General features: G+C 68.3%; 20 protein-coding genes and 1 pseudogene. 11 read left to right on the top strand and 10 right to left on the bottom strand.

Features of this window, described 5'->3' with window-relative positions; all coding sequences use genetic code 11:
* Window positions 1-9: 9 nt before the first annotated feature.
* Entirely contained in the window at window positions 10-681 is a 672-nt protein-coding gene (locus tag SM116_RS16600; protein ID WP_320942075.1) for a carboxylesterase family protein, read from the bottom strand.
* 109 nt (window positions 682-790) lie between these two features.
* A complete protein-coding gene (locus tag SM116_RS16595) occupies window positions 791-2,398 on the bottom strand; it encodes an MFS transporter (RefSeq protein ID WP_320942074.1) in 1,608 nt (535 codons plus the stop codon).
* A 116-nt stretch (window positions 2,399-2,514) separates the two neighbouring features.
* On the opposite strand from SM116_RS16595, the gene SM116_RS16590 reads away from it, so the two are divergent.
* From SM116_RS16590 to istB, 3 genes and pseudogenes are all read left to right on the top strand, one after another.
* Window positions 2,515-3,165 (top strand): TetR/AcrR family transcriptional regulator, encoded by a 651-nt coding sequence (locus SM116_RS16590; protein WP_320942073.1) that lies wholly within the window; start codon window positions 2,515-2,517, stop codon window positions 3,163-3,165.
* Between the two features lie 334 nt (window positions 3,166-3,499).
* On the top strand, window positions 3,500-5,158 hold the full coding sequence (gene istA / locus SM116_RS16585) for an IS21 family transposase (RefSeq protein ID WP_320942072.1): 1,659 nt from the start codon (window positions 3,500-3,502) through the stop codon (window positions 5,156-5,158).
* Window positions 5,155-5,965 (top strand): annotated as a pseudogene (istB, locus tag SM116_RS16580) (IS21-like element helper ATPase IstB). The gene istA and the pseudogene istB overlap by 4 nt, the downstream one beginning before the upstream one ends.
* A gap of 222 nt (window positions 5,966-6,187) precedes the next feature.
* On the opposite strand, the gene SM116_RS16575 reads toward istB, so the two are convergent.
* Together SM116_RS16575 and SM116_RS16570 are read right to left on the bottom strand one after the other, a co-directional pair.
* Entirely contained in the window at window positions 6,188-6,619 is a 432-nt protein-coding gene (locus SM116_RS16575; protein WP_320942071.1) for a hypothetical protein, read from the bottom strand.
* A gap of 173 nt (window positions 6,620-6,792) precedes the next feature.
* A complete protein-coding gene (locus SM116_RS16570) occupies window positions 6,793-7,221 on the bottom strand; it encodes a hypothetical protein (protein WP_320942070.1) in 429 nt (142 codons plus the stop codon).
* 1,336 nt (window positions 7,222-8,557) lie between these two features.
* Here SM116_RS16570 and SM116_RS16565 point away from each other — a divergent pair.
* The 3 genes from SM116_RS16565 (at window position 8,558) to SM116_RS16555 (ending at window position 10,545) form a co-directional block, all read left to right on the top strand.
* Window positions 8,558-9,256, top strand: coding sequence for a FadR/GntR family transcriptional regulator (locus tag SM116_RS16565; RefSeq protein ID WP_320942069.1), 699 nt, complete (start codon window positions 8,558-8,560; stop codon window positions 9,254-9,256).
* 108 nt (window positions 9,257-9,364) lie between these two features.
* Entirely contained in the window at window positions 9,365-9,697 is a 333-nt protein-coding gene (locus SM116_RS16560) for an L-rhamnose mutarotase (protein WP_320942068.1), read from the top strand.
* Window positions 9,694-10,545, top strand: coding sequence for an amidohydrolase family protein (locus tag SM116_RS16555; protein ID WP_320942067.1), 852 nt, complete (start codon window positions 9,694-9,696; stop codon window positions 10,543-10,545). The genes SM116_RS16560 and SM116_RS16555 overlap by 4 nt, the downstream gene beginning before the upstream one ends.
* 33 nt (window positions 10,546-10,578) lie before the next feature.
* Here the strand turns inward: SM116_RS16555 and SM116_RS16550 are convergent, their stop codons facing one another.
* Together SM116_RS16550 and SM116_RS16545 are read right to left on the bottom strand one after the other, a co-directional pair.
* A complete protein-coding gene (locus SM116_RS16550; protein WP_320942066.1) occupies window positions 10,579-11,331 on the bottom strand; it encodes an SDR family NAD(P)-dependent oxidoreductase in 753 nt (250 codons plus the stop codon).
* 1 nt (window position 11,332) lies between these two features.
* Window positions 11,333-12,196, bottom strand: a complete 864-nt coding sequence (locus tag SM116_RS16545) for a fumarylacetoacetate hydrolase family protein (RefSeq protein WP_320942065.1) — start codon at window positions 12,194-12,196, stop codon at window positions 11,333-11,335.
* 143 nt (window positions 12,197-12,339) lie between these two features.
* Here SM116_RS16545 and SM116_RS16540 point away from each other — a divergent pair, with 143 nt between their 5' ends.
* Both SM116_RS16540 and SM116_RS16535 read left to right on the top strand, forming a co-directional pair.
* Window positions 12,340-13,635 carry an enolase C-terminal domain-like protein gene (locus tag SM116_RS16540; protein ID WP_320942064.1) on the top strand — a complete coding sequence of 432 codons (1,296 nt, stop codon included), beginning with the start codon at window positions 12,340-12,342 and terminating at the stop codon, window positions 13,633-13,635.
* On the top strand, window positions 13,608-14,615 hold the full coding sequence (locus SM116_RS16535; protein ID WP_320942063.1) for an aldo/keto reductase: 1,008 nt from the start codon (window positions 13,608-13,610) through the stop codon (window positions 14,613-14,615). Before SM116_RS16540 ends, SM116_RS16535 begins: the two co-directional genes overlap by 28 nt.
* Window positions 14,616-14,627: 12 nt before the next feature.
* Here SM116_RS16535 and eno read toward each other — a convergent pair whose 3' ends face one another.
* From eno to SM116_RS16515, 4 genes are read right to left on the bottom strand one after another with little or no spacing between them, the layout of a single operon-like run.
* On the bottom strand, window positions 14,628-15,866 hold the full coding sequence (gene eno, locus SM116_RS16530) for a phosphopyruvate hydratase (protein ID WP_320942062.1): 1,239 nt from the start codon (window positions 15,864-15,866) through the stop codon (window positions 14,628-14,630).
* Between the two features lie 2 nt (window positions 15,867-15,868).
* On the bottom strand, window positions 15,869-16,882 hold the full coding sequence (locus SM116_RS16525; RefSeq protein ID WP_320942061.1) for an aminoglycoside phosphotransferase family protein: 1,014 nt from the start codon (window positions 16,880-16,882) through the stop codon (window positions 15,869-15,871).
* On the bottom strand, window positions 16,879-17,937 hold the full coding sequence (locus SM116_RS16520) for a mannonate dehydratase (RefSeq protein ID WP_320942060.1): 1,059 nt from the start codon (window positions 17,935-17,937) through the stop codon (window positions 16,879-16,881). Before SM116_RS16520 ends, SM116_RS16525 begins: the two co-directional genes overlap by 4 nt.
* Window positions 17,938-17,967: 30 nt before the next feature.
* Window positions 17,968-18,777: an SDR family NAD(P)-dependent oxidoreductase gene (locus SM116_RS16515; protein WP_320942059.1), complete on the bottom strand. Its 810-nt coding sequence runs from the start codon at window positions 18,775-18,777 to the stop codon at window positions 17,968-17,970.
* A gap of 104 nt (window positions 18,778-18,881) precedes the next feature.
* Between SM116_RS16515 and SM116_RS16510 the strand changes: the two genes are divergently transcribed.
* The 3 genes from SM116_RS16510 to SM116_RS16500 all read left to right on the top strand — a co-directional run bounded on the left by SM116_RS16510 (window position 18,882) and on the right by SM116_RS16500 (window position 21,532).
* A complete protein-coding gene (locus SM116_RS16510) occupies window positions 18,882-19,646 on the top strand; it encodes a GntR family transcriptional regulator (RefSeq protein WP_320942058.1) in 765 nt (254 codons plus the stop codon).
* Between the two features lie 73 nt (window positions 19,647-19,719).
* Entirely contained in the window at window positions 19,720-20,583 is an 864-nt protein-coding gene (locus tag SM116_RS16505) for an SMP-30/gluconolactonase/LRE family protein (RefSeq protein WP_320942057.1), read from the top strand.
* A gap of 1 nt (window position 20,584) precedes the next feature.
* Entirely contained in the window at window positions 20,585-21,532 is a 948-nt protein-coding gene (locus tag SM116_RS16500) for a DUF4432 family protein (RefSeq protein ID WP_320942056.1), read from the top strand.
* The last annotated feature ends 1 nt before the right edge of the window (window position 21,533 follow it).

Genomic DNA, 21,533 nt, shown 5'->3' with positions numbered 1-21,533 from the left:
CGCGCGAGCTCAGAAGGGTCGAGCCGGACGCCTCGCGGCCGAGGGCGCGAACGATGTCCTTGCCGAAGCGCAGCGAGTCTTCTTCGGCGATGATGCGTGACGCGCCGCCCGAGAAGCAGGCGAGGGCTTGGACGGGGCGACTCCTCGGGCCACCGCGAGTGCGGTAGCCAGGAATGCGCCGGAGCTGCCGCCCATCAGGGTGACACGGTGCGGATCCCCTCCGAACAGGTGAATGAATTTCCGCACCCAGTGCAGCGCCGCGATGGCATCCTGCAGACCGAGGTTGTGCGCGTCTGTCAGCTGGTCGCTCAGCGTGTGGAAGTGGGCGAACCCGTAGGCACCCAGCCGGTAATTCGCGGCGACGAAGATGCAGGGCCCGAGCTGCGCAAGGTGGGCCCCGTCGATGGATGCCTCGGACGCGGCGCCCGCTTCGAATCCGCCCCCGAAGAAGTAGAGCACGACGGGCAGATCCGCCGCTCCCTTCGGTGCGAAGACATTCAGGAACAGGCAGTCCGGCGATGTCGCCGCTCCCAGCGGGCGCGCGGCATGGAGGCGTTGCAGGGGTGCGCTTCCGGCGGTGCCGCCGGGGACGGGCAGGGCAGTGAGGTCTACCGGCTGAGGAGCCGCGAAGCTGTGCGCGAGGCTGGCGAACTGCACCCCTCTCCAGGTGGTAACAAGCACGTCCAACTCTGGTGTGTGTGTCATCGCAGTGGGTCTCGGTTGTGCGGCGATCGATGAGTCCTCGTCAGGGGAGGTGCGGCGGATGCTTGCATCCGCCGCACCTCTCTGGTCAGACGTCCCGGCTCGAGCGCTCCGGTCCTGCATCCGCTCCGTGGGCGGTGTGCCCTTCAGTCACAATGTGAATGCCGCTCGCGGCAGTCGCAGCCGTCGCCATGTACGGCGTCGCCCAGGCGGGCACCTCCCCATTCGCCTCTTCCATGCGGCGCAGGTCGATGTCGGCGGTGATGGTCGGCAGCTGGCGCTCGAACTTTCCGTAGCCCAGCGCCACGAATGCGGAGATCACTGTCAGTGCCGCCGGGACCCAACTCGCCAGCACCGTGATGCCGGCGGTCGCGGCCGGGGCCTGGACGTCGAGGGTTCCGTTGTATCCCGTGGCCGTCAGCACGAGACCGGTCGCGCCCACCGAGATCGCCGCCGCGATGTTGCGGCCGAATCCGGTGACGGCGCCGCCGACGCTTTCGAGGCGACGGTTGCCCTGCCACTCGTTGTAAGTCGCGCTGTCGATGATCATCACCGGAATGAGGAACGCGATCGGGATGCCGGCGACGGCTGAGAAGAGCAGCGCGGCGATCACGAAAGGCATCCCCAGCCCGCCGAGAGCGAACAGGACGAAGCCGGCCGCGCCGATCAGGTTCGCCACGAACATGGTCTTGGCGATGCCGAACTTGCGCACCAGGACGGGAAGGAAGATCAGGATAGGCAGCAGCAGAATGTTCATCGCGCTGGCGAGGGCCAGGAGCGAAAGGTCACCGACGATGTAGCGGAAGTAGTACGTGCCAACGCCGATGAATCCGACGAACGCGTTGACGAACTGAATAGCCGCGATGGTCCACAGATGCCGATTGGACTTCAGCACCGTCCAGATCTCTTTGAGTGTCACCTTGGGGGTGGTGGGATCCTCGGTGAGGTACTTCTCCTTGTTGAACACGAATCGTCCAAGGCCGAAGAGCGCCATGGGAACCGCGAGGCTCCACGCGGCGATCGTCCAGGCGCTCGGGTCCTTTCCGGCGCTTCCGAAGATCAACGGCAGCCCGATGCCCGCGACAATCGCGAACAGGCCCACGAAGATCCCGGAACGAGAGCTGATCTTGGTGATCGCGTCACGGCTCCCGAAGGCGCGTGCGAGATAGAGCGGATCATTCGAGTTCAGCAGCGGCGTGAACACGGCGCTGATCAGCGCATACGCAACGCCGATCCAAATGTACTTCGCCACGTCTCCGAGTCCCCCCGGAATGCTGAAGAGGAGCGCAGATGCGACCCAAACGCCCACGATGGCGAGTTCGAACGGCCGGGCCTTACCCCATCGCGTCTCCGGTGCTCGGTCGATCAGCCAGCCCGACCAGAGCAAGCCCAGTGCGTCCAGAATCTTGACGAACACCAGGATGCCGGCGACGATACCCGCGTTGAGCCCCAGGCTGTCCGTCGCGTAGATCGTGAAGTACCCGAGCAGCATGACCGACACGGCGTACGAGGCGCCGGTCGCGGACCACGTGAGGAACTTCCAGAACGAGACCCGCGTGGGGTCGTTTGCTTTCTCGGCCTTCCGAGTGGCGCGAGCTTCAGACTTCGTTGTCATCGAGTCCTTCTTCGGATGTGATGGGGCGAGACTCGCTTCAGGATGACGAGTGTCGCGGGGTGGGCGCATCGGGTGATGCATGAAACTACAGTGCCTTACACTTTTGGGCCTTGTCAAGTAGTTAGGTGAATCGATGCAAATGACTGTTCTCGCACGAACTATGCCCGCCACTGAGTTTTTGGCGCTAACATGAAGCCATGAGCGAGGCAGCCTCCACCGGCCCCCGGGGGCCTTACGCGAAAACGCAGGCTCGGCGTGAAGACATCCGCAGGGCGGCGCATGCGATCGTCCTCGAGAGGGGCCATCGCGCCCTGACCACCGCGGAAGTCGCGAAGCGTGCCGGCATCAGCGAGCGAGCGATGCTCTATCACTTCCCGACGCGGGAGCACCTCCTCGTGGGCGCGGCTGAGGTAGCCACCGACGACAGCTGGTCCCAGGATCACCCGTTGGAGGACGGCGCGGACGCGCTCGATGTCTTGGCACGTAGTCTCGCGCGTGTGGAAGAGTCCAATGTCCATCTCGTGAGGCTCATGAGCTACGTGGCTTCAGCCGCGACGGATTCCGATCATCCGGCTCACCAGTTCATGCGTGCGCGAAACGAGCGGGCCCTGAACGCGCTCACGGCGCTTGTGAGGGATCGACAGGCCGCAGGAGAAGCGCATCCGGATATCGTCCCGGAAGTGGCCGCTCGGCAGATTCTCGCGATATGGGGGGGCCTCAACGACCTCTGGCTCACGGACCCGACGTTCGACATCGTCGAGGAGCTGCAGGACGCTTTCCACAGCCTGACGGGACAGCACAGTATGCGCGCCCGACGCATGATCGATGACCTGCTGACGAAGATCTGATATGTAGTGGTGCTCTGTCAAGAGGGCATGGCGAGGCGCCGTCCGGGTTGATCCCGGGCGGCGCCTCTTCCTTCGTCGAGTGGTTGGTCGGCGAGCGTGTCGTTGTCAACGCGCGAAATGATGCACGAGTTCGAATCGCTGGACCTGGTCGATCTCGAGCTAGCTTTACAGGTTTGTGAGGAGAGCGGTCTTGTGGCTGTGTCAGCGTTGGATGGCTCCATGATGTCGGTGTTGGGTGGCCCCACTTGCGACTCGCCGGGGTGAATGTGTCGGAGCTATTTGGCCCCAACTGAGCCTGGTCTCGTCGCTGTTCGAGACGACGGGAGGGGTCGGGATGGGGTTGGTCAGGGTGGAGTTGTTCGCGCGGATTCGGCGTGATGCGAGGATCGAGGGGCTCTCGATCCGGGAGCTCGCGCGTAGGCATGGCGTGCACCGCAGAACGGTGCGGCAGGCGCTCGAATCCGCAAAGCCGCCGGGGAGGAAGCCCCGGCAGCAGGCGGCGCCGAAGCTTGATGCGGTGCGCGATCTGATCGACGGGATGCTGCAGCAGGACATTGACGCGCCGCGCAAGCAACGTCAGACCGCAACCCGGATCTGGCACCGGCTACTCGATGAGCACGCCGCGCAGGTCGGCTACCCGACAGTGCGGGACTACGTGCGCGTTCGCCGTCCGGAGATCCTGGGAATCGTGCCGATCGCGAAGGCGATGGTGCCGCAGCTGCACCTACCCGGCGCGGAGGCAGAGGTCGATTTCGGCGAGGTATGGGTGATCCTGGCCGGAGTGAAGACGAAGTGCTTCATGTTTGCATACCGGCTCTCCCACTCCGGGCGGGCGGTGCATCGCGTGTATCCAACCCAGGCGCTGGAGGCGTTCTTGGAAGGGCATATCGACGCGTTCGAAGAGACTGGCGGCGTGCCCACCGGGCAGATCAAGTACGACAATCTGTCACCCGCCGTCTCCACGGTCCTCTCCGGGCGGGCACGCGTCGAGACCGCGCGGTGGGCGTTATTTCGCTCGCACTACGGGTTCGACGCGTTCTACTGCGAACCCGGCGTCGACGGCGCGCACGAGAAGGGCGGTATCGAGGGCGAGGTCGGCCGGTTCCGGCGCACGTGGCTCTCGCCCATGCCCGTGGTGGACTCGCTCGCGGAGCTGAACGCGCGCATCCGCGATTGGGACCTTCGGGACGAGAACCGCCGGATCGGGCAGAAGATTACCACCGTCGCCCACGACTACCTGATCGACCGGGACGCGCTGCGGTCGCTGCCGCGGGCACGTTTCGACCCAGGCCTGGAGTTGTATCCGATGGTGGATCGGTCGGGGCTGCTGACGGTTCGGCAGGCGAAGTACTCGGTGCCTGTTAGGTTCATCGGCCGCCGGTTGCGGGTGTCGCTGCGGGCCTCCGAGCTGGTCGTCTTCGACGGGCGCGCCCAGGTCGCCCGTCACGAACGCGTCACCGTCCGATACGGGCAATCCGTCGAACTGGACCACTACCTCGAGGTCCTGAAGTTCAAGCCCGGCGCTCTCGCCGGCTCCTCCGTACTCGCCTCAGCCCGCACGGCTTGCGCGTTCACGACCGAGCACGAGGCGTTCTGGGCCGAGTCCCGCAAAGTCAATGGCGACGCCTCGGGCACCCGGGAGCTGATCGACGTGCTCCTGCTGCACCGGACGCTTCCGGACCGGGCGGTGCTCGCCGGGATTAGGGCCGCACTCACCGTCGGGTCAGTGCTCGCAGACGTGGTGGCGATCGAGGCCCGCCGCGCTGCCGCCATCGCCCTCGAGGATAGCGACACCTCGTTCGCCGTGGTCGAGGAGCTGCCGAAGGTGGTGTCGCTCACGCAGCGGCGGCTGGCAGACCCGGCGGCGGTGATCGCCGGGCTCCCCAACGACACCCGGCCACTGCCGTCCGTTGCCGGGTACGACGAGCTGTTGACCAAGCGGAGCGCCAAGCAAGCGGCCGTCCCCACGAGTGAGGAAGTGAGCGGAGCATGACGCCGACCACGACAATCGTGACCACCGCCCTGCGCCGTCGCCGCGGGATGACTGAGGAAGCCGCGGCGGCCGCGGTCGATCAAGCATGCCGCCGGCTGCGGCTGCCCACCGTGCGCGCTGTCCTCGACGAGGCAGCGAAGTCCGCGGAGCGGGACCAGCTGTCCTACCTTGGGTTTCTCGCCGAACTGCTGCTGTCCGAGGTCGATGACCGGGATCGCCGCTCCACCATCCGCCGCGTCGCGAACGCTGGCTTCCCGAGGCAGAAGTGGCTGGCGGACTTCGACTACGACGCGAACCCGACCGTCAACCCCGCCACCATCCACACGCTCGCCCAAGGCGACTGGATTCGGCGAGGTGAGCCCTTGTGCCTGATCGGAGACTCCGGCACCGGGAAGTCACACCTGCTCATCGGGTTCGGCACCGCGGCCGCCGAACAGGGCTTCCGCGTCCGCTACACCCTCGCCACACGGCTCGTAAACGAACTCGCCGAAGCCGCCGACGACAAGCAGCTCGCTCGCACTATCGCCCGATACGGACGCGTCGACCTGCTCATCATCGACGAACTCGGCTACATGGAACTCGACCGAAGAGGCGCCGAACTGCTATTCCAGGTGCTCACCGAACGCGAAGAGAAGGCGTCGATCGCGATCGGCTCCAAAGGCCTTCTCTGGATGGACCAAGACGTTCACCGACCCCCGCCTTTGCGCGGCGATAGTCGACCGGCTCACCTTCCACGGCACCATCATCGAGACCGGCACCGACTCGTACCGGCTCGCCCACACCCAGCAGGGAGCCACCGCACGGTAGTCCCCGGTGAGGGGGATGTCACCGAGGACCGCCGGCGCACTCAGGGACGTTCCTGATGCCGACGCCAACGTCGTTGCTTCCCACGTATTTCAGCCTGGAGCTGCGCTGCACCCCGTCGGAGACAGGGCCAGCGCAGCGGCCAGAATTTTGCCGGAGCGCTGGTGCTTTTCACGGAGCAGTAGTGTCGGCTTTGAGCCGTTCCCGCAGATCGCTACCTATGGTCTAGACGATGCTGATGCCCGAGTTGCGGAACTCCGAGCGCTTCAACGCCTCCATGTCGAGGGGTTCGATCGCGAGCGGGGCAGGCAGTTCGCCTGGACCGCTGATCACGAGTATGGCATCGGGCGTCTCGACGGACACCATCCACCCCTCGGGCTCTCTTGCCAGCAGTTCCGCATCCAGCTGCGTTCCGGAGACGAGTACCGGCACGGGTTCGCGCGTTGTCTCCGGGAACGCGCTGTTGAAGTTCATCATCCATAGGATCGGCGCCTCTGAGTCGACGTCGCCGGCGCTGCTGCTGTTGTCGTTGCGATCGACGAATGTATGGACCTCGAGGCGCGGTCGATGCAGTACTCCGTCCTCACCGGCAAAGACGTAGATTGTCCTCACCGGTGAGGAACCGAAGCTGCCGTGCAGTACTGTCTCGGGGTCCATGGTGGAGACACGGTAGAGCGGCGGAAACAGCTTCTGCGCCCACATTTCAGCGCCGCGAGCCCTGCGTCTTTCTACTTCAGCTTCGGGCAAACGGACGCCCCGGATGGGGGCGGATCCTGTGCTCTCGCTTGTCACCTGAATAGTCTCCCTTATGCACTCGAAACGGGGCGGATTTAGATCGTAGCGCCGGTTGTCGGGTTCTCGATGTAGCAGTCGTACAGAACCGTCTCGGCGGTTCCACTAAGGAATGCGCTCGCATAGCCCGAACCGGTGTGAGGGTTCGTGTAATCCCCCGCGTCAATGTTCACGGGCACGCCGCTGAACCCGACATTACCGGCCGCCGCGGTGCCCTGATAGTGGACGGTGAGGTTGTACTGCAGGATCCACCCGGTCGTGGAGTGAAGGTGCCACCAGATGTGGGCGTTCCCGTAGCCGCTGCTGGACATGGAGATCGAAGCCGATCCGCACGTGTCGTACACAGTGTTGTACGGCGTGACAGACGTGTTGGACTTGCCCTTCGAGAGCACGCCGCAGATGTTCAGGTTGTTCTTCTTGGCGTACTTGATGCCCTCCGCGGTGATGGTCGAGCAGTCGATCTTCATGTCCGCCGTCGCAGTAGTTGTCGTCGACACAAACGTGTCCGAGGTCGCTGTTGTGCTCGCTTGCGCGGGGACGGCCATGACCGTTGCGAGGAAGACCGCCGACAAAGCAGCGGTCAATGCGACAAGCGATCGTTTCCTGAGCATCTTCATGTTGCAACGTCCCTTCGATACTTCTGCCTGTGACGTCCCACCGGACGTCAGGAATGGTCTACTCGCCGGACAAATTTATGTCAATCAATTCGCCATAAGTTTGAACGCGGACCGCAGCTGTCCACTAAGCGCAGAGAACCTTTGCAATCTCCTTTGAATAACCCATGAGTCATATGTAGCATCCCTATGGGAGTTGCTTACGTGTCAATCTTCAAGCGGGTTAGACGGCGACTGCATCACGGAGCATCGCTCGCACGTGCTTGGTGTCAGCTCGCGCCGACACACTCCCAGTGCCATGGTCGGGGGCTGGCGGAGCCGTCCGGCTCGGCTCAGTCCGCGTGACCCACCCGCACCGGGCGACATTGGCCTTGAACCACAGGTACATAGGGCTGCCGTAACCGATCGCGTTGTGGTGGACGTCTCCGACGTCGGCCTATCGCGCTCGGGGCCACCTAACTCCGACAGGCCGGGGCCGCGAAAGCTTGACAAAGCCAGTCTTGCTTGCAGGTGAGGACGTCGGCGACATTCGGACCTCGCAAAGCATGGTTGCTCAGCCGGTCCTGGTCAGCCTCTTGCGTGTTATCGCCAAGGCAACTCAGAGCAGAGAAGCCGATGCCTCGACATCGTGGATCGCCTGTCCGAGGTCAACGCCTACGGCCTCGCTGAGGCTCTAAATGACGAGCGGTAGCAGCACGGGACCAGACGCACCCGCAGGGCGCGCAAGCCGGTCGTCCTACGATCGAACGACTGGGGACGCGAAGGCCATCTGCTGACTGCCCAGGTCGTGCGCGGATAGCCCGCCCTCGGCAATGCCCGATGATCGTCCCTGAAACGAGCTGCGCGACATTTGATGTGGCGAACGGGGAGACCAGGGGATTCGGGGTCGCCGACATGTGTGCACGCATGTGTGCACGGGCGGCCAACTTCCGCGTAATCACGCGGATCTTGCCTCTCATGTCCATTGCCTACGGATCAGAAGGTTGGGGGTTCGAGTCCCTCCAGGCGCGCACTGTGTTGAGACAGTAATTGAGAAGAGGCCCGGTCATCCGGGTCTCTTCTTGTTTCTGAGCGCCTCTCAGGTCGCGAAGAGCGCACATCTGCCGGGCTGATTCCGCGTGATTTCGCGCTCGCGGGCACTCGCGATACATCCGACGTATTCCTCGCGTCGATCAGTACAATCGGGACCATGGCCGTCACGGACGAAGCGATCCTGAAGATCCGGGAGATGATCACCTCCGGGGAGCTGGCGCCGGGGGACCGCCTGCCGCCCGAGAAGGATCTCAGCGAGCGCCTCGGCCTCTCCCGCAACTCGCTGCGCGAGGCGGTGAAGGCGCTGGAGGTGATCCGCATCCTCGATGTCCGTCGCGGTGACGGTACCTATGTCACGAGTCTCGAGCCTCGCCTGCTGCTCGAGGCGCTCTCGTTCGTCGTTGACCTGCACACCGACCGCTCGGTGCTCGAGATCTTCGCCGTCCGCCGCATCCTGGAGCCCGCGGCGACGGCACTCGCCACCCGGGCGGTCAGCGAGGAGGAGGTCGAGAAGCTCAGCGCGGTCCTCGCATCCATCGACCCGGAAGGCTCGATCGAGGACCTCGTCGAGCACGATCTCGCTTTCCACCAGACGATCGCCGAGTTCTCGGGCAACGAGTACCTGAGCCGACTGCTCGAGTCGATGTCCGGCGGCACGGTCCGGGCGCGTGTCTGGCGCGGCATCACCCAGCACGGCGCCAGCGAGCGCACGATCGCCGAGCACGCGGCGATCCTCGCTGCCATGCGCGCGCACGACGCAGAGCTGGCGTCCGCCTTGGCCCTGGCGCATGTCGCGGGCATCGAACAGTGGCTGCGTGCAGCCGTCCAGGCCAATCCTGTTGTGCCGGGCTCTTGACAGACATCGGATGTCTAGGACACGATCATTGTTCATGTGCGACTGCCGCGGCCTCCAGACCGTCGCCGGTCCTCCCTTCCCTGACAGCATCGACCACCGGAGGACCACATGAGAGTCGCCCTGCATTCGATGGTCCGTCCCGGCGCGGTCGACGAGTACCGCGTGCATCATGCCGCCATCCCCGACGATCTCGTGGCGCTGTTCGAGCGCGCAGGGATCCACGACTGGTCGATCTGGCGCTCGGGCGACCGCCTCTTCCACCTGGTCGACTGCGACGACTTCGACGCCGCGATTCGTGTGGTCGACAGCGACCCGGCCAATGAGGCGTGGCAAAGCGTCATCGGGCGGTATGTCGCGGGCTTCCTCGGGCCGGACGGCGAGGATGCTTTCGCGCCGCTCGAGCCGATCTGGTCGCTGGGCGCACAGCGGAGCGGCGCGTGAGCATCGTCGACGCCCACGTGCATGTGTGGGATCCGCGCGTGCTCACCTATCCGTGGCTGAGGGATGCCGGCGCCGCCGCGGCGCCGCACCTGCCGGTCGCCATCGATCGCGCCCACGGGCAGTCGACGCGCATGGTGTTCGTGCAGGCGGACTGCCTCCCCGAGCAGAGCGTCGCGGAAGTGCGCTGGGTCGCGGAGTCGGCGTGGCCGGAACTGGCCGGTGTCGTCGCGGCCGCAGACCTGCGGGACACGGCCCTTGGCGACCGACTCGACGAGCTCGGATCGGCGGGACCCCTCCGCGGCATCCGGCACCTCCTGCAGGGGGAGGCCGTCGAACGCTTTGAGGAGCCGGCACTGCGACGCGGGCTGGAGACGCTCGCGGCGCGCGACCTGCCGTTCGACGCCTGCGTGCGGCACGAGCAGCTCGGAGCGCTGGCCGACCTCCTGGAGCGGGTGCCCGCCCTGCGCGTCGTGCTCGACCACATCGGCAAGCCGCCCGTGGCGGACGGCATCGACAGTGCGCGGGGCCGTGCCTGGCGCACCGGGATCGAGCGCATCGCTGCGCTCCCCGGCGCGTACGTGAAGCTCTCGGGCCTCATCCCCGAGGCGCCCGACGAGAGGACCCTCCGTCGCAACGGGCCGGCCTTCGTGCGGGCAGCGCTCGCGGCGTTCGGGCCGGATCGTGCGATGCTCGGCAGCGACTGGCCGGTGAGCGGCATCTGGGGACCCGATATCGGCTTCGCGGCGTGGGTGGACCTCGTCCGAGAGCAGACGCCCGACGGCGCGTCGTGGGATGCGGTGGCGACGGCGTCTGCGACCCGCTTCTACCGTCTCGACGCCACCGCGTGACGCCCGAGGGGCTCCCGCGCCGTCGAACCGCGGCTACTCGGGGCGGAGGCGGAGCCCCTGCATCCCTCCGTCGACGGCGATCGAGGCGCCCGTCGTCGAGCCGGCCATCGGGCTGACGAGGTAGGCCACGGCCTCGGCGACCTCGTCGGCGGACACGAGTCGTCCGTGCGGCTGGCGAGCCTCGAGGGCCGCGCGCTCCGCCGCCGGGTCGTCTGCGGAGCTGAGGAGGCGCCCGATCCACGGGGTGTCGGCTGTGCCCGGATTGACCGCGTTGACCCTGATCCCCTCGCGCAGATGGTCGGCCGCCATCGCCTGGGTCATCGAGAGCACGGCGCCCTTCGTCGCGCTGTAGAGGACGCGCTGGGGGAGGCCCGCCGTCGCAGCGATCGACGAGGTGTTGCAGATCGCCGCGGCCGGAGACTTCCGCAGGTGCGGCAGAGCCGCGCGCGAGACGCGTGCCATGCCGACCACGTTGATGTCCCACACGCGGTGCCATTCCTCGTCGCTGTTCGCGGCGATGTCACCCTGTGCACCGATTCCTGCGTTGTTCACGACGATGTCGATCCGGCCGAACCGGGCGACGACCGCGGCCACGCCGGCCACGACGGATGCGTCGTCGGTGACGTCGACCCGGATCGCGGCATCCGCCTCCTTCGCCTCGTCCGGGTTGAGATCGAAGACCGCGACGCGGGCGCCGCCCGCGCGCAGTCGCGCCGCGATGGCGGCGCCGATCCCGGAGGCGCCCCCGGTGACGATCGCGACCAGGCCGTCGAGATTCGTGCTCATGTCAGCGGTTCCCTTCTCCGACGTCCGCCGCCACATAGCGCTGCCGCTGATGCCCGAGACCCTCGATCTCGAGGTCGACGACGTCTCCGGCGGCGAGGTACGGGAACCGGCCCGACAGCGCGACCCCCTCGGGTGTCCCGGTGAGCACGACATCGCCCGGCTCGAGCGTCAGATAGCGGCTCAGCTCCCACACGATGGTGTCGATCGGGAAGATGAGGTCGGCTGTGCGCGAGTCCTGCCGCGGATCTCCGTTGACCCACGACTGCAGCCGGACGTCGTCGGCATCCAGTTCGTCCGGCGTGACGAGCCACGGTCCGAGCGGCAGGAAGCCGGGCGCCGACTTCCCCTTCGACCATTGACCCCCGGACACCGCAAGCTGCCAATCGCGCTCGGAGAGATCGTTGGCGAGGACGAACCCCGCGATCCGGTCGCGCGCTTCGGCGGGCGATGCCAGGCGGGACGTCTGCGCGGCGATTACGATGCCGAGCTCGACCTCCCAGTCGGTCTTGAGGCTGCCGGGCGGAATCTCGACGTCGTCGTCGGGTCCGACGACGGTGTTGGGCGCCTTCATGAACATGACGAGGTTCTCGGGAGGCGCCGAGCCGGACTCGGCTGCGTGCGCCGCGTAGTTCATCCCGACGCAGTACACGGCGGACGGCCGCGCGATCGGAGCGCCGAACCGACTCGGGGCCGGAAGCTCGGGCAGGGATGCTGCGGCGAGCGCTGCACGCACCCGTTCGACCCCGCCGCCGGCGAGGAACGCGCCGTCGATGTCGGCCGTGATCGAGCGGATGTCGAACCAGGTGTCGTCGTGGAGGACGGCAGGAATCTCCTCGCCGCGGGGACCGAGTCGCGCGAATCGCATGTGCACTCCTTCGTCGGAGGAAGTCATCCAAGAACATCGGAACTCTGAAGCCGTCAGGTCCGCGATGACTCCCATAATGGCACAATCCGATCCGCGTTGACGCACATACATCCGATGTCTAAGCTCGAACCGGAAAGGATGAGATGACGATCATCACCGCTGTCGACACGTTCGACATCCGATTCCCGACATCCATCACGCTGGACGGATCGGATGCCATGAACCCCGATCCGGATTACTCCGCCGCGTACCTCATCGTCCGCACCGACTCCTCGGACGGACTCGAGGGCCACGGGTTCGTGTTCACGATCGGCCGCGGGACCGAGGTCCAGGTCGCGGCGCTCGACGCCCTGCGCGACTACCTGGTCGGGGAGGATCTCGACGACCTCCTGCGTGACATGGGAGGCATCTCGCGTCGTCTCATCCACGACTCCCAGCTGCGATGGCTCGGCCCCGAGAAGGGCATCATGCACATGGCGATCGGAGCCGCCCTCAACGCGCTGTGGGACCTGCGCGCGAAGCGGGCCGGTGAACCGCTGTGGCTGCACCTGTCCCGGATGAGCCCCGAGGAGCTGGTCTCGCTCATCGATTTCCGGTACCTCACCGACGCCCTGACCGAGGACGATGCGCTGGAGATCCTGCGGCGGGCCGAGCCCGGTCGCGCCGAACGGATCGAGAGGCTGCGCGCCGAGGGCTACCCGGCGTACACGACGACGCCGGGGTGGCTGGGCTACTCCGACGAGAAGCTCGAGCGCCTCAGCCGGGAGGCCGTCGCCGATGGCTTCGGCCAGATCAAGCTCAAGGTCGGCGGCGACCCAGCGGACGACGCCCGCAGGCTCGCGATCGCGCGGGCAGCGGTCGGCCCCGACATCCGGATCGCGGTCGACGCCAACCAGCGCTGGGACGTGCCCGTCGCCATCGACCGGATCCGCGAGCTCGCCGCGTTCGACCTCGCCTGGATCGAGGAGCCGACGAGTCCGGACGACATCCTCGGACACGCCGCCATCGCACGCGCGATCGCCCCGATCCGCGTCGCGACCGGAGAGCACGTGCAGAACAGGATCGTGTTCAAGCAGCTGCTGCAGGCGGGCGGCATGGGGATCATGCAGATCGATGCGGCCCGCGTGGGCGGAGTCGCTGAGAACATCGCGAACCTGCTGCTGGCCGCGAAGTTCGGCGTCCCGGTGTGTCCGCACGCGGGCGGCGTCGGCCTGTGCGAGGCGGTGCAGCACCTGTCGATGTTCGACTTCGTCGCCGTGTCCGGAAGCATGGACGAGCGCATGATCGAGTACGTGGACCACCTGCACGAGCACTTCGCGACCCCGGTGCACGTCGCCGGCGGACGCTACCTGGCGCCCACGGCCCCCGGCGCCGGCACCGAGATGCTCAGAGCCTCGATCGCCGAGCACACGTGGCGGCGATCGGCGGCGGCATCGTGACGGCCGACATCGGCCCGCTCGGCTTCGGCGGCGCCTCGATCGGCAATCTGTACCGCGCGGTCCCGGACGAGCGCGCGTCCGAGACGCTGCACGCGGCGTGGGATGCCGGCATCCGCTACTTCGACACGGCTCCCCACTACGGACTGGGGCTGTCCGAGCGCCGGCTCGGCGCATTCCTCCGCGAGAAGCCGCGGGACGAGTACGTCCTCTCGACGAAGGTCGGGCGCCTGCTGGTCCCGAACGCCGACCACGACGGCGGGCGCGACCTGGCGAACGGGTTCGATGTGCCGGACGACCTCGTCCGGCGGTTCGATCCCAGCGCGTCCGGCATCCGGCGCAGCCTCGAGGACTCCCTCGAGAGGCTCGGGCTCGACCGCATCGACATCCTCTACCTGCACGACCCCGACGCGTACGACCTCGAGTGGGGCCTGCGCGAAGGGCTGCCGGCCCTCGCCGCGTTGCGCGACGAAGGCGTCGTCACCCAGATCGGGGTCGGCGTCAACGATCCGGCCGTGGCCACCCGCGCCGTGCGGGAGGGCGACCTCGACCTCGTCATGATCGCGGGGCGTTACACGCTCCTCGAGCAGCCGGCCCTTGTCGACCTCTTCCCCGCGTGCGCGGAGCGCGGGGTGCGGATCGTGGATGCGGCGGTGTTCAACTCCGGCCTGCTGGCCACCGACGACCCCGGCGCCGACGCGCACTACGACTATGGCGCGGTGCCCGACGCGACACTGGCGCGCGCACGACTGCTGGCCGACTGCTGCCGCGAGTTCGGTGTCGAGCTGCCGGCGGCGGCGCTGCGATACCCGCTGCGCCATCCTCTGGTGGCGACCGTGGTGGTCGGGACCTCCCGTCCCGAGGCCGTCGTGGAGAACGCGCGACGCATGGCGGCCGACATCCCCGAGAGCCTCTGGGCCGAGCTCGAGGCGCGCGGGCTGATCCCGGCCTCCGAGCCTCAGGGGGAGCCGGCCTCCGGGTGACGATCACCCACGTCAGGGTGCAGGGGCGAGGGGCAGCCCGCCGAGGGCCTCGTCGATGCGGATCAGCTCGTTCCATTTCGCGGTGCGCTCGCCGCGGGTGATCGAGCCGACCTTCACGATGTCGGCGCCCCAGCCGGTGGCCAGATGTGCGACCGACACATCCTCCGTCTCGCCGGAGCGCGCCGAGACGATGACCGACAGGTCGTTCGCTCGCGCGGCCGCAACAGCGCGCGCCGCGCCCGTCACGGTCCCCACCTGGTTGACCTTGATGAGCGCCGCCTGGACGGCCTCGTCGCGCGCAGCCGCCTCGATCCGATCCGCGTCGGTGACGAGGTAGTCGTCGCCGACCACGACCGCGGTGTCGCCCAGGGTCGCGACCGCCCGCCGCATGCCTCGGGCGTCGTCCTCGCCCGCCGGGTCTTCGATGGTGGAGATCGGGTAGGCGCGGCAGAGCCGATCGAGCTCGGCGATCCAGTCGGCCGTGTCGTACGAGCGATCGCCGACCCCGTAGCCGTCGGCGGACGCGAACTGCGTCGCCGCGATGTCGAGCGAGATCGCCATGTCGACACCGGGAACCAGCCCGGCACGTTCGATACCCGCGACCAGGAGGTCCAGTGCATCCTCGGTGCCGGTGACCTCCGGCCAGTGCCCGCCCTCGTCGGCGACGCCACGGCGCGGGCCGCGTTCGGCGAGGACGGCGCCCACGGCGCGATAGACCTCGGCGACCTCGAAGAACGCGTCCGCGATCCGCGTGGGACTGAGGGGCAGCACCATGAAGTCCTGGACGGCCGTGCGGTGCGCCGCATGCGCCCCGCCCCCGATGATCTGGATCTGCGGTCGGGGCATCCAGCGGGGCGCGGCATCCAGCACCGCCCACGCGGGGATGCCGCGGCTCGCGCCGGCGGCATGGAGCACCGCGAGCGACGCCGCGGTCGTCGTGTTGCCGCCGACCTCGGGGCCCATCCGGGCGAGGATCGCGTCGACCGCCTCCTGATCGTGGACGTCGATGCCTGTGATCCGAGGTCCGACGACCGAGATCGCGAGCTCGACCGCGCGGATGACGTCGCATCCGCCGAGCCGGTCGCCGCCGTCGCGCAGTTCCCGTGCCTCCCGGCGACCCGTCGATGCTCCCGCGGGTGCGATGCCCTGCCCTCGGGCGCCGCTGCTCGTGCGCACCTCGACCTCGATGGTCGGAAGCCCGCGCGAGTCCCAGACCCGACGGGCGCACACGGCGGCGATGGTGTCAGTCATGGTCATCCTTCTTCGTCGTCGAGGAGGGCGCCGACCGGCACCCCGGTGCGGAGCGCCGTGATGGCGAGAGATCGAACCCGAGCGCGGCTTCCGTCGTCGAGATACTCGACGGGGGAGGCCCCGGCCACGCGCGCCAGGAGGAGGGCCGGCACGATCCGGTCGATGCGGCGGGACGCGGCGTCCGCGTCCTCCCAGTCGACCTCGGCGAGGTACGCATCCTGGAACGCATGTGCCGAGGCGCGCAGCGCCGCGCCCTGAGCGGCCAGGTGGATGCGCTTGAGCACGAGGTGCGTGAGGCAGAACGCCGCGTCGAAGGCCGGGTCGCCCCACGTCGCACACTCGGCGTCGAGGAACATCGGCTCGGCGCCGATGAGGATGTTCTTCGGGCTCACGTCGCCGTGCACCAGGCCGACACGGGTGGCGCGGAGGGACTGGGCGATCTCGGCCAGCTGCTCACGCGCCTCTGGCACAGCGGCCCCCGCCCGGACGAGGTAGGGCTCGATCCGGAGCGACTCGAAGAGGTCGGCGTGATCGAAACGCGCGGCGAGCGCGGTGTCGCCCGCCGACGCTGCATGCACGCGGCCGAGGCGCGAGGCGACGGATGCCGCCACACCGGGGTCGACCCGACCGGCGAGGAGCTCGGACTTCCAGTTGCGGTGCTCGGCGGGATCGAGATACTCCAGCGCCATCGTGAAGGTCTCCGCGTCGAAGGCCAGCACACGCGGGCACGAGCCCGGGACGACGGCGCCCGCGTACTCGAGCCACGCGGCCTCCGACGCGACGCGCGCAAGGGGCGCATGCCAGTCCGCGTCGACTTTGAGCTGCTCGAGCGCGCGCTTGACGACGAACGGCCGATCCGCGGTGCGCACCACCCAGATGTCGGAGGAGACTCCGCCCGAGAGCGCCTCGAACTCGATCGGCTGCCCGGCTCGGGCGAGGCCGAGCCGTACGAGGATCGCAGACAGCGCGTCCGCGCCGTCGACCGTGGAGGCATCCGTCGTCGGTGCGCTGGTCATGCGACGACCCGTGTGCAGGGGTGCCCGTACACGGACTGCTCGAGACCCCGGATGTAGCCGATCGCGAACAGGCGGCCGAGCGTCTCGTAGCCGGGGCGCGAGTTGGGCTCCCCCTCGAGCGTCGGAACGTGATCGGGCCGCATCGCGCCCGCGAACCCGATCTCCTGGTACGCCTCCATGCAGGCCGGCATGTCGGTCTGGCCGGCGTCGTGGAACGTCTCCTGGAACTCCACCGGGGTGCCGCGGACGTCGCGGAAGTGCACGAAGGGAATGCGCTCGGCGCCGAACTCGCGGATGACGGCCGGGATCGGTGTGGTCCCGTCGAGCACCTCGGGCATCAGGGCGAAGTTGCCCTGGCAGAGCGTGATGCCGTTGGCGTTCGAGGGATGCAGCGACAGCAGCCGCCGGAAGGCCTCGACCGAGCTCATGATCCGCGGCAGGTTGCGGTCGAACGGCTGGGGCGGGTCGTCCGGATGCATCGCCAGGCGCACGCCCGCGGCCTCGGCCTCCGGGACGACCGCGTCGAGGAAATATGCGAGGGCGTCCCACATCTGCTCGCGAGACACCTCGCCCTCGTCGACCAGACGCGGCATGGCATCGGTGTCCGCCTTGCGGAAGCCTGTGACCAGGGCGCCGCCGCGGTCGGGGATCGCGATGTTCGTGCGGCCCCAGCTCGACAGGGCCATCCAGTTGTAGGCGAGGGTGGGGATGCCGAGCCGCCCCATCGCACGGACCTGCTCGATGACGTGGTCGATCTGCTCGTCGCGCCCCTCCAGGCCGAGGCGCGCCTTGTCGAGGGGCGCCGTGTCCTCGGTCGCGATGAGGCGGAAGCCGTAGTCCGCGTACACCTCGACGTTGTGCGCGAGCGCCTTCTCGCTCCATGGCACCTCGTCCCGGTCCTCCGCGGTCCACCCTCCGGCTCCCACCGACTGGAACATGCGCTGGTCCTGCTCGGCGCCGTTGAGGACGCCCACGACGTTGTCGACGCCGACCTGGCGGATGAGCTTCCACGACGCCTCCGGGCGCGGTGGCAGGAGCTCGCTCAGCTGGATCATCGGGTGCCTTTCTGTTCGTCTGTCCGTGTGTCAGTCGCGGGCCGGAAGAGCGGCCGCGATACGCGCGAGGAGGCCGCCGTCGACGCGGAGTTCGGCACCGGTCATGAAGCTCGCGGCGTCGCTCGCGAGGAACGACGCGACCTCGCCGATCTCGCCGGGCTGCGCCACGCGCCCGAGGGCGTGCGCGCTGCCCCACGCGGCGATCGTGCTCTCGATGCCGTCCGCCGTGCCGTCCGAGAACATCGCAGCGGAGTGGCGGAGCATCGGGGTGTCGACCGAGCCGGGGGCGATCGAGTTGACACGCACGCCGTAGGCGGCCTCGTCGACCGCCATCGCCCGCGTCATGGCGTTGAGCGCGCCCTTGCTCGCGGTGTAGGCGACGACGGACTGCTGGGTCGCGGTCGCCTGCACGGACGAGATGATCGTGACCGTTCCCCGGCGCTGACGAATGTGCGGAAGCGCGGCGCGGGCCGCGAGGAAGACACCGCGGACGTTGACGTCGAAGACCTCGTCCCACGTCTCGAGCGATGTCGAGACGGCGTCGCCGTAGCGCTGGACCCCTGCGGCGGTGACCAGGTGGTCGAGCCGGCCGAACGTGCGGATGGCGGCATCCACCGCGTCGATCGCCGTCTGCGGATCGTCGATGGGGCCCCACGATCCGATCGCCGCGCCTCCTGCCTGGCGGATCGCGTCCACCGTCTCTGCGACGAAGTCCTCCGTCAGGCCGTGCACGACGACCGCGGCGCCGTGCGCAGCGAAGGTCTCCGCGATTCCGCGCCCGATTCCCTGCGAGCCGCCCGTGACGACCACGGCGCGCCCTGCGTGAGTTGCGTCGCGCATCGCGACCTCCTTGTCGGCTTTGTTCGTTGCGGCCAGCCTAGGTACTTGTATACTAGCCTGCAAGTCGGATCTTCGAATCGATCTCGACCTTACGAGGGAGCACCATGACGGCACTACCCGACGCGGGCGGCAGCGGCATCCGCGGTCAGCTCCGCGTCAGCCCTCTCGACGCATTGCAGCCCATCGGGAGCGTGTCCGGGTACACGGCCGCCTCGCGCGGTCGCATCTCGGACTATGTCTACGACGAGCTCTGCGAGGCGATCCGCAGCCTCCGCCTGCAGCCCGGAGCGTCGCTGTCCGAACCGGTCGTCGCCACATGGCTGGGCGTGAGCCGCGCTCCGGTCCGCGAAGCATTCACACGTCTCGCGGACCAGCGGCTCATCACCGTCGTGCCGCAGGTGCGCAGTCAGGTCGCACCCATCTCCATGAGGGACGTCAGCGACGCCGTCTTCGTGCGGAACTCGCTCGAGACCGGCGCATTCCGGCAGGCGATCGACGCGCACGTGCTCGATCTCTCCGAGCTGCAGGGCGTCGTGGACCTCAACCGCGAGGCGTTCGACCAGAGAGACGCCGAAGCGTTCTTCGAGACCGATGAGCAGCTCCACAGGCTCGTCTTCTCGCTGGCCGGAGTGTCCCGCCTGTGGGGGTTCGTGCGGGGGATGAAGGTCAACCTCGACCGGCTGCGTCACCTCAGCCTCGGCGTCGCCGTCGACAACCCCGAACTGTGCACGGAACACCAGGCCATCGTCGATGCCCTGGCGAATCGGGACGAGGAGGCCGGGATGGCCGTCATCCACACCCACACTCATCGCGTGCTGACGGACAGTGCGCGCCTGCAGTCGTCCTTCCCCGACTTCTTCGCTCCCTGAGCCAGGCAGTGACCACGGGTGCCGCAGGGACGGCATCCTCCCCATCCCCATCACGCAGACGAAGGAGTCCATCATGAGCGAAGCGGCCGCCCTGGCCGTCCGTCGCCGCGCGGAGTGCGGCGAGGGACCCGTCTGGGATGCATCCGCGGGCGCGATGCACTGGGTCGATATCGTGCGCGGGGAGATCCTGCGCACCGACCCCGCGACGGGCGAGACGACGGCAACGCGGTACCCGGAGATGGTGGGCGCGGTCGCGCAGCGCGCGGACGGCGGTCTGGTCGCCGCGGTCGCGAGCGGCTTCGTGGGGTTCGATGCCGCCGGCGAGATCGACCACCGCGTCGACTGCCTGCCCAATGGCATCCGGATGAACGACGCCAAGGTGGATCCGAAGGGCCGATTCTGGGCGGGCAGCTGCGCGATGGACTTCGCGGCGGGCCGCGGAGGGCTCTGGATGCTGGCCCCGGACTGGAGCGCGACTCTGGTCCTGGACCATCTGACCCAGCCGAACGGTCTGGACTGGAGTCCTGCCCACGACGCCTTCTACCTCGTCGAGACGCAAGCCCGGCAGGTGCTGCGCTTCGCGTGGGATGCCGACCGCGGCACGATCGGAACGTCGCCGACCGTCCTGGTCGACGCCGATGCGTTCCGCGCGTATCCGGACGGGCTGTGCGTCGACACGCGCGGACATCTGTGGGTCGCTGAGTACGGGGGCGGGGCGGTGCACGAGTTCTCCGCGTGCGGGGAGCGGCTGCAGACGGTCCCGATCCCGACCGCCCAGCCCACCTCCTGCGCGTTCGTCGGACCGGCGCTCGACGAGCTGTGGGTGACGAGTGCGGCCGCCGGGATCGACCCCTCCGCAGATCCGGGGGCGGGCTCCGTCTTCGTCGTGCGCGATCTCGGCGTGACCGGCATCCCCTCGACACCCTTCGGCGGCTGACGTGACGGTCACTCTGACAGGCGACGCGTTCGATGTCGTGGTGGCGCCGGAGCGCGGCGCCGACATCGTGCAGGTGACCGATCGTGCCACGGGCGTGCCGCTGCTCGCCGTGTCTCCGACCGGTCGCGTCGGCCGCGCTCCCAGCGGCGCCGACTCGCAGGGACAGTGGCTGGCCGGTTATCCCGGCGGGTGGCAGCTGCTCGTCCCGAACGCCGGACCCGAGCGGCTGCACGACGGCGTCCTGCAGGGCTTCCACGGTGAGGCGGCGCTCGCGGAATGGACGGTGCAGGCCCGCTCCGCCGCATCCTGCGAGCTCGAGACCCGGCTCGCGACCGCGCCGCTGCACCTGCACCGGACGATCGCGACGGATGCCGACGGGCTCGTCGTCACCGACACCTTCCAGAACCTCTCCCCGGATGAGGTGCACGTGCGGATCGTGCAGCATCCGGCGTTCGGGGCCCCCTTCCTCGACGAGCGGAGCTACGTCACCGTGGCTGCCGCCACCCTCGTCGCCGACGCCGACGCGCCGGGCAGCCTCGCCGCACCCGGCGCGGTGGGTGCACCGGATGCCGTGCTCGGGGCGCGCGCCGGTGCGCGCGGCATCCATCTGCCCGGTCCCGGTTCGCGCGAGTCGCTGTTCGCGGCGTTCACCGACCTGACCGATGCCGAGGCCGAGTTCCACAGCCCGACGCACGGATTCGGGGTGCGGCTGTCGTGGGACCGCGCGGTCCACCCGCACGCCTGGTTCTGGATCGAAGCCAATGCGGGTGCGGGGTGGCCGTGGTTCCGGCGGCTCTTCGCGGTGGCCGTCGAGCCTGCGAATGTGCTGCCCGGCGAGGGGGAGACGTCCGACGGTCGCCCGCGCGGCGGACCCGGCATCGCCCTACCGCCGCATGAACCCCTGACCACCACGACCCGGCTGTCCCGGATCCGCTCGGCCGAGCGGTGAT

Source organism: Microbacterium rhizosphaerae (genome assembly GCF_034120055.1).
Taxonomy (GTDB): Bacteria; Actinomycetota; Actinomycetes; order Actinomycetales; family Microbacteriaceae; genus Microbacterium; species Microbacterium rhizosphaerae.
This window is presented reverse-complemented; position numbering and strand designations above follow the sequence as displayed.